Origin of the sequence: Streptomyces tardus, from assembly GCF_018101125.2 — a bacterium.
In the GTDB taxonomy this organism is placed as follows: domain Bacteria; phylum Actinomycetota; class Actinomycetes; order Streptomycetales; family Streptomycetaceae; genus Streptomyces; species Streptomyces tardus.
In genome coordinates, this window is record NZ_JAELVF020000001.1 from 1190998 (window position 1) to 1205157 (window position 14160).

The 14160-nt window shown below is 73.5% G+C and carries 13 protein-coding genes and 2 pseudogenes; 9 read left to right on the plus strand and 6 right to left on the minus strand.

Annotated elements, in window-relative coordinates:
* Window positions 1-735 (plus strand): annotated as a pseudogene (locus JGS22_RS05210) (hypothetical protein); the annotation flags it as partial.
* 199 nt (window positions 736-934) lie between these two features.
* On the opposite strand, the gene JGS22_RS05215 reads toward JGS22_RS05210, so the two are convergent.
* Window positions 935-1129: a CsbD family protein gene (locus JGS22_RS05215; protein ID WP_308405521.1), complete on the minus strand. Its 195-nt coding sequence runs from the start codon at window positions 1127-1129 to the stop codon at window positions 935-937.
* A 75-nt stretch (window positions 1130-1204) separates the two neighbouring features.
* A complete protein-coding gene (locus JGS22_RS05220) occupies window positions 1205-2032 on the minus strand; it encodes a DeoR/GlpR family DNA-binding transcription regulator (RefSeq protein ID WP_211043328.1) in 828 nt (275 codons plus the stop codon).
* A 220-nt stretch (window positions 2033-2252) separates the two neighbouring features.
* Between JGS22_RS05220 and galT the strand changes: the two genes are divergently transcribed.
* The 6 genes and pseudogenes from galT (at window position 2253) to JGS22_RS05245 (ending at window position 8090) form a co-directional block, all read left to right on the plus strand.
* A complete protein-coding gene (gene galT / locus JGS22_RS25990; protein ID WP_308405522.1) occupies window positions 2253-3299 on the plus strand; it encodes a galactose-1-phosphate uridylyltransferase in 1047 nt (348 codons plus the stop codon).
* Window positions 3296-4285 (plus strand): annotated as a pseudogene (gene galE / locus JGS22_RS25995) (UDP-glucose 4-epimerase GalE); the annotation flags it as partial. The gene galT and the pseudogene galE, both read left to right, overlap by 4 nt.
* A 152-nt stretch (window positions 4286-4437) precedes the next feature.
* Window positions 4438-5568: a galactokinase gene (gene galK / locus JGS22_RS05230; RefSeq protein WP_216814842.1), complete on the plus strand. Its 1131-nt coding sequence runs from the start codon at window positions 4438-4440 to the stop codon at window positions 5566-5568.
* A 355-nt stretch (window positions 5569-5923) separates the two neighbouring features.
* Window positions 5924-6700 carry a cyclase family protein gene (locus tag JGS22_RS05235; protein ID WP_216814843.1) on the plus strand — a complete coding sequence of 259 codons (777 nt, stop codon included), beginning with the start codon at window positions 5924-5926 and terminating at the stop codon, window positions 6698-6700.
* A 106-nt stretch (window positions 6701-6806) separates the two neighbouring features.
* Window positions 6807-7367: a GNAT family N-acetyltransferase gene (locus JGS22_RS05240; RefSeq protein ID WP_211043548.1), complete on the plus strand. Its 561-nt coding sequence runs from the start codon at window positions 6807-6809 to the stop codon at window positions 7365-7367.
* Window positions 7368-7607: 240 nt separating this feature from the next.
* A complete protein-coding gene (locus JGS22_RS05245) occupies window positions 7608-8090 on the plus strand; it encodes a hypothetical protein (protein WP_211043545.1) in 483 nt (160 codons plus the stop codon).
* Window positions 8091-8259: 169 nt separating this feature from the next.
* Here the strand turns inward: JGS22_RS05245 and JGS22_RS05250 are convergent, their stop codons facing one another.
* Window positions 8260-8514 carry a hypothetical protein gene (locus tag JGS22_RS05250; protein WP_211043544.1) on the minus strand — a complete coding sequence of 85 codons (255 nt, stop codon included), beginning with the start codon at window positions 8512-8514 and terminating at the stop codon, window positions 8260-8262.
* A gap of 270 nt (window positions 8515-8784) precedes the next feature.
* Here JGS22_RS05250 and JGS22_RS05255 point away from each other — a divergent pair, with 270 nt between their 5' ends.
* Complete coding sequence (locus JGS22_RS05255; protein ID WP_308405523.1) at window positions 8785-9423, plus strand: TetR family transcriptional regulator; 639 nt, start codon at window positions 8785-8787, stop codon at window positions 9421-9423.
* Window positions 9424-9678: 255 nt separating this feature from the next.
* Here JGS22_RS05255 and JGS22_RS05260 read toward each other — a convergent pair whose 3' ends face one another.
* Window positions 9679-11160, minus strand: a complete 1482-nt coding sequence (locus JGS22_RS05260) for a helix-turn-helix domain-containing protein (protein ID WP_308405524.1) — start codon at window positions 11158-11160, stop codon at window positions 9679-9681.
* Window positions 11161-11379: 219 nt separating this feature from the next.
* On the opposite strand from JGS22_RS05260, the gene JGS22_RS26000 reads away from it, so the two are divergent.
* Window positions 11380-12063, plus strand: a complete 684-nt coding sequence (locus tag JGS22_RS26000; RefSeq protein WP_211043191.1) for a DUF4232 domain-containing protein — start codon at window positions 11380-11382, stop codon at window positions 12061-12063.
* Between the two features lie 159 nt (window positions 12064-12222).
* Here JGS22_RS26000 and JGS22_RS05270 read toward each other — a convergent pair whose 3' ends face one another.
* A complete protein-coding gene (locus tag JGS22_RS05270; protein WP_211043193.1) occupies window positions 12223-12870 on the minus strand; it encodes a response regulator transcription factor in 648 nt (215 codons plus the stop codon).
* On the minus strand, window positions 12855-14075 hold the full coding sequence (locus tag JGS22_RS05275) for a sensor histidine kinase (RefSeq protein WP_211043195.1): 1221 nt from the start codon (window positions 14073-14075) through the stop codon (window positions 12855-12857). The genes JGS22_RS05270 and JGS22_RS05275 overlap by 16 nt, the downstream gene beginning before the upstream one ends.
* Window positions 14076-14160: the final 85 nt, after the last annotated feature.

The window sequence follows — 14160 nt, forward strand, 5'->3', positions numbered from 1 at the left end:
TCGTACGCCCACCCCGTCCACGGCGGTCCGCCCGCCCGTGCCGCGCACGGCGGCGGGTGGCCCGGCCACGGGCCGAGCGCACTCGTGCACCATCCCTACCCGCCCACGGCGGCGCCCGGGCGCGGCAGCGGTGCGGGCAAGTGGCTGGTCGCTCTCGCGGTGGTGGTGCTCGTGCTGGCAGGGGCGCTGGTCGGCCAACTCCTGCGGAACGACTCCGACCCCGACGACCGCAGCGACGGGAAGAGTTCGAGCGAGGGCCGTGACGGTGGGGCGTCATCCGGCGCCGACGCCGACGCCGAGACGACCGAGGTTCCCGACACCGGTTCGGACGACCCCGAATCCCCCGCAGGCCTGTCCGGGTCGAACGGCGACGACGGCGCGAGCACAGTGCCCGAGGAGTACCTCGGCACCTGGCGAGCCACCTTCGACAATCCGGGCGGCGGCAGCAACACCCGCGTCCTGACCATCAGGGACGGCGAGGTCGGCGACAGGGTGGCCTCCCTGCACGGTCACGGCCCCGACCACGACTGCACCTGGACGGCGACGCTCCGATCGGCCGGGCCGCCCCTGGAGCTGAACGAGTCCGAGGTGACCGTGCGCAGGTCCGGTTCCTGCTCGCCGGGCGAGTGGAGCCGCCTCACCCTTTCCGGCAGCGGCCCGGACCGCGAGCTGCGGCGCGAGCTGGTCGGCAGCGGGGGCACCCCTCTCACCTACGACCGCCGCTCCGGCGACTGACCCGCACGACCCCGCCGCCACTGCCCAGCGACGGCCCGCCACCACCACACCCGCCCACTCGCGAACCACCCGCGAACCGGCCCGCCGGGTCCCGCGCACATCGGTGGCGGGCCGCGCGAACGTTCCGCACGGCCCGCCACCGATTCCGCACCGGTCCGAGCGTGCCCGACCGGATGCTCGAAATCCCTTCGCCGGAAGGTCAGTTGTCCTTCTTTCGGTCCTTCAGGGAGTCCTTCATCCCGTTCATGCGCTCCTTGGCGTCGCCCATGGAGTCCTTCGCCCTGCCCTTGAGCTGGTCGGCCTGCCCCTCGCCCTTCTTGCGCTCGCCGCCACCGAGCTTTCCGGCCATCTCCTTGGCCTTGCCCATCAGCTTGTCCATCGCGCCTTCACCCACGGCAATTCTCCTCAGAACGGGACATTAGCCGTACACGCTAGGGCATCCCCGCCGTCGCGGCCTCTGCTCGGACGGTTACCCCCGCCCACCTGCACCGACGTGTGGCGCGAGGATCAGCTCACCGACCGATTCGGCGAGCAGTTCGGCGTCCGCGTCGGGCAGGCCGTCGTCGGTCACAAACCAGTCGACCTCGCCGAGCGATGCGAAACCGCTCAGCGCGACCACCCCCCACTTGGTGTGGTCTGCGGTGATCGCCACCCGGCGGGCGCCCGCCACGAAAGCGCGGTTGGTCTGCGCCTCGGCCAGATTCGGGCTGGTGCAGCCGGCCGCCGGACAGACCCCGTGCGCCCCGAGGAAGAGCAGGTCGACGTGGAGCGAGCCGATCACCAGATCCGCCAACGGCCCGACCAGCGCCGCGGACCGGGTCGGGGTACCGCCGGTGAGCAGCAGTGCGGGGGCTGCCGCATCCTGCTCCGCCGCCGCGGCACGCAGCAGGTCCGCCACCGGAAGGGAGTTGGTGAGCACGGTCAGGTCCGGTACGGACCGCAGCCGGCTCGCGACGGCGTGCGCGGTGGTGCCCGCGCCGATCGCCACCACGCTGCCGGGCTCGACCAGCGCCGCCGCCGCCTCGGCAACGGCCGCCTTGGCTGCGGACTGACGACCCGACTTGGCCTCGAACCCGGGCTCCTCCGCACTGCGTCCGCGGGAGGCGACCGCGCCGCCGTGCACCTTCTCCACCTCGCCGCTGCGGGCGAGCGCGTCCAGGTCGCGGCGCACGGTCATGTCCGAGACGCCGAGCCGGTCGACGAGTTCGGCCACGCGCACGGCGCCGTCGCGGCGCACCGCCTCCAGAATGATTCCGCGCCGCTGCCGGGCCAACAGTCCGTGCCCCTGATCCGTCATGCCCCACTCCCGCCGCACCGGACACCCGGACCCTCCCGGCACCCTCGGCCGCGCCCCCGCGCGACCGCCTTCATCTCAGAATCACACAGCGAACCCGCCGTTCACAGCGATCCGCCCACATCAGCCTGTTGATTCACATCGGATGTTGTTTGATTATGTCGGTTGTGGTGCGCCCGGTTGTGCGGCGCTCCGGACGGGCCGACAGTCAGGCGGAGAACCGGTGAGGACCAGAACGCGACTCGCGGACGGCCGCGAGCTGATCTACTACGACAGCGGCGAGACGCCCCGCCGGCCGCCCACCGACCCGCGCCCGCTGCCCTCGGTGCACACCGGCTCGCAGATCCGCCGGGATCCGCTCACCGGCGACCCGGTGGCGCTGGCCGCGCACCGGCAGGGCCGTACGTACCACCCGCCGGCCGACGAGTGTCCGCTGTGCCCCTCGCGGGAGGGGCGGCAGAGCGAGATCCCCGCCGAGGACTACCAGGTGGTCGCCTTCGAGAACCGCTTCCCCTCGCTCTCCGGCGACACCGGGCGCTGCGAAGTCGTCTGCTTCACCTCCGACCACCGGCTCTCCTTCGCCGACCTCGACGAGTCGCAGGCCCGTCTCGTACTGGACGCCTGGACCGACCGCACGGCCGAGCTCTCCGCGCGGCCCGAGGTCGAACAGGTCTACTGCTTCGAGAACCGCGGCGCCGACATCGGCGTCACCCTCGGCCATCCGCACGGCCAGATCTACGCCTTCCCCTATGTGACGCCGCGCACCGCCAAGATGCTGCGCCGGGTCGAGGACCATCTGCGGGAGACCGGACGCAACCTCTTCGACGACGTGCTGGCCGACGAACTCGCCGCCCCCGTACGGGTGGTGGCGTCCGGCGAGCACTGGGTGGCCCACGTCCCGTACGCGGCACGATGGCCGTACGAGGTGCACCTGCGCCCGCGCCGGCGGGTGCCGGACCTGACCGCGCTCGACGAGCCGGAGCGTGCCGAACTCCCCTCCCTCTACCTGGAGTTGCTGCGCCGGTTCGACCGGCTCTTCCTCACTCCGGAGAGCCCGGACCGGCCCTCTCCCACGCCGTACATCTCCGCCTGGCACCAGGCTCCGCGCGGGCACCGCGAGCAATTCGCCCTGCACCTCCAGCTGTTCACGATCAGACGCACCGCCGACAAGCTGAAGTACCTCGCGGGGACGGAGTCCGGGATGGAGGCGTTCATCGGCGACGTGACCCCAGAGGCCGCCGCCGAGCGGCTGCGGGAGGTGGCCTCGTGAGCGCCTCGCATTTCCTGGTCACCGGTGGCGCGGGGTATGTGGGCAGTGTCGTCGCGGCGCACCTGCTGGAGGCCGGGCACCGGGTCACGGTGCTCGACGATCTGTCCACCGGCTTCGCCGACGCGGTCCCGCCCGGCGCGGAGTTCGTGGCGGGCCGGGTCCAGGACACGGCCGCGCGACTGCTGTCCGACCGCACCGCCCCGCCCGTCGACGGGGTACTGCACTTCGCCGCCTCCTCACAGGTCGGGGAGTCGGTCGCCGACCCGGAGAAGTACTGGCGCAACAACGTCGTGGGCTCCCTGGAACTGGTGTCCGCGATGCGCGCCGGCGGCGTGCGGAAGCTGGTCTTCTCCTCCACCGCCGCGGTCTACGGGGAGCCGGAGCGGACGCCGATCCGCGAGGACGCCCGTACCGCGCCGACCAGCCCGTACGGCGCGACCAAGCTCGCGGTGGACCATCTGCTGACCGGCGAGGCAGCCGCACACGGGCTCGCCGCGGTGAGCCTGCGCTACTTCAACGTGGCCGGGGCGTACGGCAGTTGGGGCGAGCGGCACGAGCCGGAGTCCCATCTGATCCCGCTGGTGCTCGGTGCCGCGCTCGGCGAACGCCCGCACATCGCCGTGTACGGCGAGGACTGTCCGACCCCGGACGGCACCTGTGTGCGCGACTACCTGCACGTCGCCGACCTCGCCCGCGCCCATCTGCTCGCGCTGGACGCCGCGGTGCCCGGCGAGCATCTGATCTGCAACCTCGGCAACGGCAACGGCTTCTCCGTCCTGGAGGTGATCGAGGCGGTGCGCCGGGTCACCGGCCGGGAGGTCCCCGTCGTCGGCGCGCCGCGCAGAGCGGGCGATCCGGCGCAGCTGGTCGCCTCCGCCGACCTCGCCCAACAGCGCCTGGGCTGGCGTCCCGAGCGCACCGGGCTGGACGAAATCGTCGCCACCGCCTGGGAGTTCGCCCTCCGCCGCCGCGCCGGCACCACCCCCGGGAACGACCGGGCCGCGCCGTCGGCCGGCACCCGGCCGGACGCGGAGGACGGTACGGACAACGGCTCGGGCCCCGGTACGGACGACGGCCCGGACGAGCGTCCGCACCGGGGCCCGGGCCACAGCGGGAACGAGAGAGAGCGGGGCGCCCCATGAGCGGCTTCAGGGCCACGTACGGCACGGCACCGGCCGGCACCTGGGCCGCGCCGGGCAGGGTGAACCTGATCGGCGAACACACCGACTACAACGACGGGTTCGTGATGCCGTTCGCGCTGCCGCAGACCGTGCGCGCCGCCGCCCGGCGCCGGGACGACGGGCTGCTGCGGCTGCACAGCGCCCACGGGGACCGCCGGACCGTCGAGTTGGACGCCGCCGAGCTGCGTCCGGAGGGCGTTACCGGCTGGGCCCGGTACCCGGCGGGCGTGGTGTGGGCTCTCGCCGCCGAGGGGCACCGGGTCGGCGGCGCCGACCTGTACTTCGAGAGCGACGTACCCGCGGGCGCCGGACTCTCCTCGTCCGCCGCACTGGAGTGCGCCACCGCCGCGGCCTTCCGCGACCTCTGGGAACTCGACCTGGACGACACCCGGTTGGCGCTCGTCGCCCAGCGTGCCGAGAACGAATTCGTCGGGGTCCCCTGCGGGATCATGGATCAACTCGCGTCCGTGTGCGCGCAGTCGGGCCATGCGCTGCTGCTGGACACCCGTACTCTCGCCCAGCGGCAGGTGCGTCTGGACCTCGATCACCACGGCCTGCGGCTGCTGGTCGTCGACACCCGGGTCCGGCACGAGCTGGCGGACGGCGCGTACGCCGCGCTCCGCAGCGGCTGCGAACACGCCGCCCGCCTGCTCGGGCTTCCCGCCCTGCGCGATCTGAGCGTCGCGGAGCTGACCGGAGCGCTTGATCAACTCCCGTCCGAACACCGCCCGTTGGTCCGCCACGTGGTCACCGAGAACGCCCGGGTGGCGGACGCGGCAGCGGCGCTGGACGCCGGTGACGCCGCCGCGCTCGGCCCGGTGCTCACCGAGGGCCATCACTCGCTGCGCGACGACTACCGCGTCTCCTGTCCGGAGACCGACCTCGCGGTGAGCACCGCCGTCGAGGCGGGCGCGCTCGGCGCCCGGATGACCGGCGCCGGCTTCGGCGGCTCGGTGATCGCCCTGGTGCCCGAGGAGCGCACGGCCGGCGTCGCCGAGGCGGTGACGGCGGCGTTCGCCGCGGCCGGGCACCGCGCGCCCCGTACGTTCACCGCGACCGCGGCGGCCGGGGCACGGCGCGTCGGCTGACCGGCGGCCCGCCGCCGCCCCCGCGCCCGCCGGAAACTCGTTGGCGCAACCACCCCCGCCCCGACGTACTCTCGCCGGAGGCCGACAACGGCCGGTCCGGCCACGCGGCGTGCGCTTCCGGCCTCGGCGGCGTGCGCTTGGGGCTTCCGCCCGGGCGGAGGGGTACGAGGTGTGCGCCGCTCCGATGCGGCAGCCGGAAGCCCGGTGCCGTGTCGCCCACCGTCAACGGTCCGTGCGCGCCGTACCGTCCGCACGGACGGGCCGGGGCAGTTGACGCCCGGCAAACCGCCGACCTTCTGAAACGCCGAAACGCCGAAACGCCGAAACGCCGAAACGCCGAAAGCAGAGCATCGCCTTGGACGAGCGCACCGAGCACCGCGAGCCCGAACTGTGGGCGCTGCAGCGGCGATTGGCCGCCACCACGGAGTACACCGACCTCACCCACGCCTTCCACCCCGGGCAGCCGCACTTCACCGGCTTCACCGACGAGGAGCGCACCGTCGCCTTCGACATGGAACGCGGCGACCCGTTCACCACCCACCGCTACTCCCTGGTCGGGCAGTGGGGGACCCATGTCGACCCGCCGTCGCACTTCGCCGAGCGCGGGCGGACCCTGGACCGGATCCCGGTCGCCGAGATGATCCTCCCGCTGGTCGTGCTCGACATCAGTGAGCGGGTCGCGGCCGACCCCGACGCGGTGCCCACCCTTCAGGACGTCACCGCATGGGAGCGGCGCAACGGCCGTGTCCCGCGCGGGAGTCTCGTCGCGCTGCGGACCGACTGGAGCAGCCGCTGGCCCGACCCCGAGGCGATGGCAAACCGGGACGCCGACGGCGTCTCCCACACGCCCGGCTGGTCGGCGGAGGTGCTGCGGCACCTCGTCGAGACGTCCGGGGTCACCGCCGTGGGGCACGAGCAGACCGACACCGATCCGGGACGCGCCACCTCGGCCGGAGACCTGGACCTGGAGCGCTATGTCCTCGGCCGCGACCGGTGGCAGATCGAGCTGCTGACCAACCTCCATCTGGTGCCGGAGTGCGGCGCACTGGCCGTCGCCTCCTGGCCCAAGCCCCTCGGCGGCTCCGGATTCCCGGCGCGGGTGTTCGCCCTGCACCCGCGCCCGACCGCCTGACGGAACTCCCGCATCCGCCGACCGCCCCGGCCGATCCGGCCGATCCGGCCACCGAACCGCCCCACCGCCCCACCGCCCACCACCGACACCGGAGAGACCACCGCAGATGCTGGAGATAACAACCCCCCTCAGGACCGAGCGCCTTCAGCTCCGCCCCTTCGCCGCGGCGGACGAGACGGCCATGCTGGAGTTCGAGTCCCACCCGGAGGTCGCGCGCTACCTCTACAACGAGCCGCGCACCCCGGAGGACAACGCGAGGACCCTCGCCTCGCGCCGGGAGTTGACCGCGCTCCGCAAGGAGGGCGACACCCTGCTGCTCGCCGTCGACCTGGACGGCACCGCCATCGGGTACGTCCTGCTCACCTGGCTCAGCGAGCAGCACCGCCAGGGCGAGTTCGGGTACGTGATGAACCCGGCCCACCACGGCAGCGGTTACGCGACGGAGGCGGCGGTGGAGATGCTGCGCCTGGGCTTCGAATCTCTCGGACTGCACCGGATCATCGGCCGCTGCGACGCGCGCAACGAGGCCTCCTACCGTCTGATGGAGCGCCTCGGGATGCGCCGCGAGGCGCATTTCGTGGAGGCCGAGATCTTCAAGGGTGTCTGGGGTTCCGAGCTGCACTACGCGCTCCTCGAGGCCGAGTGGCGCGCCTCCGCCCGGAGCTGAGGCCGTACGGCCCGGTGGCCGGGCCTCGTCACCGCCGCTGCCGCTACTGCCCGGCCCGTCCGGGCGGGCGCGGCAGCGGCGGTTCCTTCCGCCACTCCCGCCCCTTCCGACCCACGGTACTCAGCCACAACCCCCGCACCACGCTGGGTAGTTGTGGGTCGACCGATTGTCAGTGGCGTCTCGTAGCGTCTTTCCCAGGCCCTCGACTCCGGGCCGCCACCTCTCCGGGAGAACGCGCCGATGACCTACGTACGCGGGCACCGCCGTCGGAACGGCACCTACGTCCGGCCGCACCGCCGCCGCCCGAGGCAGGGCGGCGGAGCCGGCCTTCCCCATCCACGCCGCCACCCGGAGGCCGACCCGCCGGATCCGTTCGGCGTCGCCTCCCACGTCCGGCACAGCAGACCGCCCTCGCCCGCCCAGTGGAGTCCGCCGCCGCACCACGACGAGCGGGTCGTGCGCGTCCGCTCCCATCTGCGCAACGGGCGCCCGGTCCGCTCCCACCTCCGCCGCACCGGCGCCCCGGCGCGCACGGCGGGCGGACTGGGCGCGGCCGGGCTCCTCCTCGGCCTGCTGCTGATCATCGGCCTCGGCGGCAGCGGCACTGCCGGCCCGCCGACGCCCGCCGCGCCGACAGCACCGACAGCACCGTCCAGTCCTGCGACGCCGTACGGCTCGTCCGGCCAGACCACGCCCAACTCGCACTCACCGGAGCCGCGTTGACGATGCGCCGCAGGAGTCCCGCGAGCCCCGGCGCACGTGCGCCCTCGCCGGGCCGACTGCCCTGCCCGGCGAGGACGCACGACCGGCCACTCGTCACCGACAGACGCCGGGCGGGCTCGCCCCACCGTTCCCACGGGAGCGGGGCGGGTCGGAGCGACGGCGGACGAAATCAGATCGCCTTGACCTGCTCCGCCCGGTCTGCGCGGCGCGGCTCGTGGGAGGCGTACCGGACAGCAACCGGCCGTGCGACTGCGGCGCGGCTCTCGGCGGGCCGCGCGGCTTCCGTCCGCGCGGCCTCGGGGGCGGCTCCGCGACGCGGGCCGGGCTGGAGCCGGCCGGCGACAGCGGCGACTGCGATCGTGCCGATCAGCCCGGCGGCCACGACGAGGGCGAAGGTGAACCAGAAGTCGGTCGGGAAAAGCATGGTGGGCTTCCTTTCCGGTCGATGGGCGCGGCCGGTCGGCCGCGGCGGTCGCTGGCGCCCTCCCGCGACCGCGCAGCGCCGGTTCCGCGACGCCGGCGACGGCCGGGGCAGGGCATACGGGCCGTTCACCCCTCGGCACCTGAGAGCCTCGGCGACGACGCGGGCGTGGAACCCTTTCGTTCTCAGTAAACGGTCGTAATACAAATGTTTACTGAGACGACCCTACGCTCAACTGGTGCGGATTGGCAAACAAGTGTTTACTCATTTCCCGTGAGCCGCACTACATCCGGGTCCCGCGAGGCCCAGAAGCAGAGAACCCGGCAGGCCATGCTCGATGCGGCACTCGGCCTGCTGGAGGACCAGAACATCTCGAGCCTCGGGCTCCGCGAGGTCACCCGCGCCGTCGACATCACACCGGCCGCCTTCTACCGGCATTTCCGCGACATCCCCGACCTCGGGGTGGCGCTGGTCGAGGAGGCGCTGGACAGCCTGCACACCCTGGTGCGGACCGTGCTGGACGCGCCCGTCGAGCAGACCGAGCGCATGGATCGGACGGTGCGGCTGGTCCGCGACTACGTGCGCGAGCACCCCGCGCACATCCGCTTCGTCATGCGCGAACGCCACAGCGGCGTACGGGCCGTGCGGCTGGCGATCGCCTCGCACTTCGACCGGTTCGTGGCGGAGACCGCGGAGGCACTGGCCGAGGACCCCGGGTTCAGCGCCTGGGACGGCCACGATCGAGAGATGCTCGCGGGGATGCTGGTGGAGCAGATGGTGCAGACCGGATCGGCCTTCCTCACCGCCGAGTTGGGCGAGGGTCCGAACGCGGAGAGGGTCGCCGCGACCGCACGCGACCGCCACCGGCTGATCCTCCTCGGCGCCGAGCGCTGGCAGGACCAGACCGACTGACCAACCAGACCGCCCGCCCGACCACCTCTCCGACCGGGCGGTCAACCGGGCGGGGTGCGCCTTGCCGCCACGCCGGGCGGCAGGCGCACCCCGCCACGCATGCCGCCTTCCAGCCGGTCGACCTCCCGACGCCACCCCACCCGAACCACCGCACGCCACCGCACGCCCACCACCCGGAGCCGCACACCCGCCGCCCGGCGTCGCGGCAAGGCGCACCCCGCCCGCTCCGTTGCGAAGGGCCCGGTCCGGGCACGGTCAGCCCTCGGGGGCGGGCTGCCAGCCGTCCTCGTAGCCGGGCGGCCACTGGTACTGCGTCCGCCCGTCGGTGCCGCTGGTGCGGAACGGCTTGCCCGCGGCGTCCACCCGCAGCACCCCGTGCCGACCGCCGCTGGACCACTCCAACTCCAGGTACCAGCTGACGTCCTGCTTCCGGACGCCCGCCTTGAAGAGGAAGACCTCGGGGTCCGACTCGCTGACCTTGTACGGGAAGTCGCGCTGCCCGTTGGCGGGTAAGGGCTCGGGGCGGGCTGCGTCCAGATCCACCGAGAACGCCCGGGTGCGCACCTCGCCGCCGCAACCGATGCCCGTCGCGTACTCGTTCCAGGCGAGCGGCGTTCGGGTCCCGGCGACCCGTACCCGGGCGGCCTCCAGCACGACCGTCTCCTCACCCGTGCCCTGGAGCGTCACCTCCACCAGCTGCTGCTCCGCCGGCACCGCTCCGAAGGCCGTGACCCACGAGGGCGCACCCGACTCGTCGGGCGGCTTGGGCAGTTGTCCTGGTTCGCGGTCGACCAGGAAGTGCTGGGAACACGGGCTCTCGTACACGTACGGGCGCACCCGTGCGGTCACCGGCACACCGCCGGAGTCGGGCCGGTCGGCGTTCCCGTCTCCCGGCTGCGGCTCCCGCGACTCGTCCGGCCCGTCCTCGGGCTGCTTCGAGGGGTCGTCCGTCCTCTCCGCGCCACTGTCGCCCTCAGCCTCGTCGTGCGTCCCCTCCGTGGAGGGGCGCTGCGCGCCGCCGCCACCCGCCGCGGCCCCGGACATGTCCTCGGACCCGCCTCCGGTGTCCCCGCCGATCCAGGCGAGGCCGAGCACCAGCGCGCCCACCGCGGTCGCCGCCCCGCAGCCGAGCGCCAACCGCCTTCTGCGCGCCCGCCGCCGGTCCGGCGGCCCCGCCCCCGGGCCGACGGGTGCGTCGCCCACCGCGTCGAGCTCGCCACCCGGAACGCCGCCGCCCGGAGCGGAAGCACCGGCGCCGGTCGCGGCCGTACCGGCTGTGGCCGCCACCCGGGGCCCCGCCGGCTTCACCGGCGTCCTGCGATCCGCTGCCGACCCGCCCTCGTCCGCCGTTGCGCCGGCAGCCGGGTGCGACGGCGCCTCGGCCCCCTCCTCGGCCGGAATCCCCCGCGCCCCGGTCGAGGTGCTGCCCTCCGGGGCGCTGCCCGGCTTCGGGTCGCTGCGGGCTGCTTCCGGTGGGGACGCCTCGGAGCCCGCTCGTCCGCGCGCGGCGTCGGCGAGGATCCACAGCCGGTGGAGCTCCACCACCTCCTCCGGCCTCGCCCTGCACACCCGCGCCAGCCGCTCGACCGGCGCGAACTCCTGCGGCACCGCGCCGCCGTTCACGTACCGGTGCACGGTGGACGTACTCATGTGCAGCCGTTTGGCCAACGCCCCGTAGCTCAGCCCCGAGCGCTCCTTCAGCTCCCCCAGCCGACGGGTGAACTCCTCTGCCCCCACACATGCCTCCGTCCCAGCGGACCGTTCCAGCCCACCTGCGTTCCCCCTGGTCAGAGCCGGTACAAGCGTTCCAGCGTCCCAACCTCGCAGTAGATGCTGGCAGTTGGGACGACACGCGGTACAGGCTTCGGTCATCCAAGCACGCCGCTCGCCTCCCAGTAGGTGCCGGGCGGAGTGCCACGTTCCACAAACGCCTCCACGCACTCGAAAGGTGCCCCCATGCGCATCCGCAAGCTCCCGGTCGCCATCACCGTCGTACTCGCCGCGCTGACACTCTCGGCATGCGGGGAGGACGAGCCGCTGCGCAGCTCGAACATCCCCGGGCCGTCCACCAGCGCGGAGGACTCCGACAACAGGAACGCCGACGACACAGACAACGCCGAGAACGCCGACAAGGGCCGGAACGACAGCGGCCAGGACGGCCCGAACGCGGGCAAGGCCCCCAACGGGCAGAAGGAGAACGCCTCCGACGACCCGGCACGGGAAGACGGTGGCGCACGCACCGACTGCACCGTCGCCAACACCTCGGTCCGTGCGGCCGAGGTCTCCCGGCCGGTCAACACCGTGCTGCTGACCGTCACCAACACCGGCAGCACCAACTGCGACCTGAAGAACTACCCGTACCTGAAGTTCACCGGCGCGCAGTCCGTACCGCCGCCCATCGAGTCCAGCAAGCCGCAGGCGGTGGTCACCCTCGCGCCGGGCGCGAAGGGGTACGCGGCGATCCGGCTGTCCGCCGCCGACGGCAGCGGCAGCAACGGCTACCGCGCCACCACGCTGGAGGTCGGCTTCCAGAAGGACGGAATGACGAACGTCCGGCTGCCGGCGGGCGGTGTCCACATCGACAGCTCCCTCACCGTCACCTACTGGCAGTCCACCGCCGCCGACGCCCTCATGCACTGAGCCGAGGACCGAGAACGCCGCTTCCGCCGAGGGTTGGGCCTCCCGGCGGGGCGGCCACGTTCCGCCGCTCCCACGGCCGCGGCCGTGTCCCGCGCCCGTACGGCCGCCGCGGTACAAACCGGCGCCTCGGCCCGGCGGCGCTCGTGGGGCACCGCGCACTCAGGCGCGCAGGAGGGCCAGTACGGCGAGGACCCGGCGGTGGCCGTCGGTGTCCACGGGCAGATCGAGTTTGGTGAAGATGTTGCCGATGTGCTTGTTCACCGCCGCCGCGCTGATGAACAGCCGGGCCGCCAGGTTGGCGTTGGACAGACCCTGCGCCATCAGGCCCAGCACCTCCTGTTCGCGGGGGCTGAGCCGCTCCAGCGGGTCGGGACCGCGGCGGAGCAGCTGGTTGATCACCTCGGGGTCCACCACGGTGCCCCCGGCGGCGACCCGTTCGACCGCCGTACGGAAGTCGGCGACCGCAGCGATGCGCTCCTTGAGCAGATAGCCCACCCCGGCGCCGCCCCCGGTGTCCAACAGCCGCGTCGCGCAGGAGCGTTCGACGTACTGGCTGAGCACCAGCACCGGCAGCCCCGGGTGGGCCAGGCGCAGCTCGACAGCGGCCCGCAGCCCGTCGTCGGCGTCGCCCGGCGGCATCCGTACGTCGGTGATCAGCAGGTCGGGCCGCTCGGCGGCCACCGCCGCCACCAGCGCCTCCGCGTCGCCCACGGCGGCGATCACCCGGTGGCCGAACCGGCGCACCAGCTCCACCAGGCCCTCTCGCAGGAGTACGGCGTCCTCGGCGACGGCTACGCGCAGCGGCACGGGATCTCCACATGGACGAGGGTCGGACCACCGACCGGGCTGGAGATGCGCATTCTGCCCTCCAGCGCGGTGAGCCGGTCGGCGAGGCCGGTCAGCCCGGTGCCCTCGTCGGGTTCCGCGCCGCCGCACCCGTCGTCCCCGATCTCCAGCACCAGCAGATCGCTGCGGCAACGGCCGTGCACCCAGGCCCGGTTGGCGCCGCTGTGCCGGGCGACGTTGGTCAGCGCCTCGCTGATCAGGTAGTACGCGCCGGTCTCCAGCGGGCGGGGCAACCGCCGGGGAAGCACGAGGTCGACGTCGACCGGGAGGGGGAAGCGGGCCGCGAAATCCTCGACGGCGGCGGCGAGTCCGTGGTCGGTGAGCACCGGCGGATGCAGGCCGCGGACCAGCGAGCGCAACTCGGCGTGGGTGGCGGCGAGTCGGCGTTCGGCCTCGTCGAGCCCGGTGGCGAGCGGGGAGTCGTCGGGGGCGTCGAGACGCATCAGGCCCAGCGTCACGCCCAGCGACACCAGATGCTGCTGGACGCCGTCGTGCAGATCCCTTTCGATCCGGACGCGTTCGGCGTCGAAGGAGTCGATCAGCCGTGCCCGCGAGGCCCGTACCTCCCGCAGCGCCTCGCCGAGTTCGGCGTCGCGCGGCGCCAGGAAGGTCCGGGCGAACGCCGCCCGCGCGCCCGCCCAGGAGGTGACCGTGTACGGGGAGGCCAGCAGCACGATCGCCCCGAAGACCGTCCACGGCCAGGTCTGGGAGTCCGTGGAGGCGAAGAGCAGCACCGGCAGGCCCAGCGAGAACGCCAGCACCAGCAGGTCCAGCCACCACAGCGCGGCCACCGACAGCAGTGTGAAGAGCAACTCCCGCCACGTCACCTGCTCCCTGAGCCGGGTCGCCGCCCACGCCCGCAACCCCGGTGCCGGGGGCGCACGGTGCGGGTCGGGCAGCGCGTCGAGGTCGACCAGCCGCAACCGACGCCGTTCGACCGCGGCCACGGTCACCGACGACAGCACCACACCGACCAGCGGCGCGACACCGACCAGAACGACCAGCAGCACCACGCCGGCCACCAGACCGGCGGCGAACACCAGCGCGGCCACCGCACCGACCAGCACTCCGCCGGCCAGGTACGCCAGCGACCGCCAGGGCCAGGCGGAGGTCAGAAAGCTGAGCGGGTGCAGGGCCATCGCCTGCCAGGCGGTCCGGGGGCGCATGGTCGGGACGCTACCGCCGCTGCCGCCCGGGCGAAGTAGAGCAGGCTCCACCTTCGAAGGTGGCACAGGCGCCAGTGCGCCCACG

Coding starts and splice junctions, on each gene's coding strand:
- JGS22_RS05220 (WP_211043328.1), bottom strand. CDS start 2,032: ATGACGGATCAGGGGCACGGACTGTTGGCCCGGCAGCGGCGCGGAATC.
- galK (WP_216814842.1), top strand. CDS start 4,438: ATGAGCGGCTTCAGGGCCACGTACGGCACGGCACCGGCCGGCACCTGG.
- JGS22_RS05245 (WP_211043545.1), top strand. CDS start 7,608: ATGACCTACGTACGCGGGCACCGCCGTCGGAACGGCACCTACGTCCGG.
- JGS22_RS05250 (WP_211043544.1), bottom strand. CDS start 8,514: ATGCTTTTCCCGACCGACTTCTGGTTCACCTTCGCCCTCGTCGTGGCC.
- JGS22_RS26000 (WP_211043191.1), top strand. CDS start 11,380: ATGCGCATCCGCAAGCTCCCGGTCGCCATCACCGTCGTACTCGCCGCG.
- JGS22_RS05275 (WP_211043195.1), bottom strand. CDS start 14,075: ATGCGCCCCCGGACCGCCTGGCAGGCGATGGCCCTGCACCCGCTCAGC.
- JGS22_RS05240 (WP_211043548.1), top strand. CDS start 6,807: ATGCTGGAGATAACAACCCCCCTCAGGACCGAGCGCCTTCAGCTCCGC.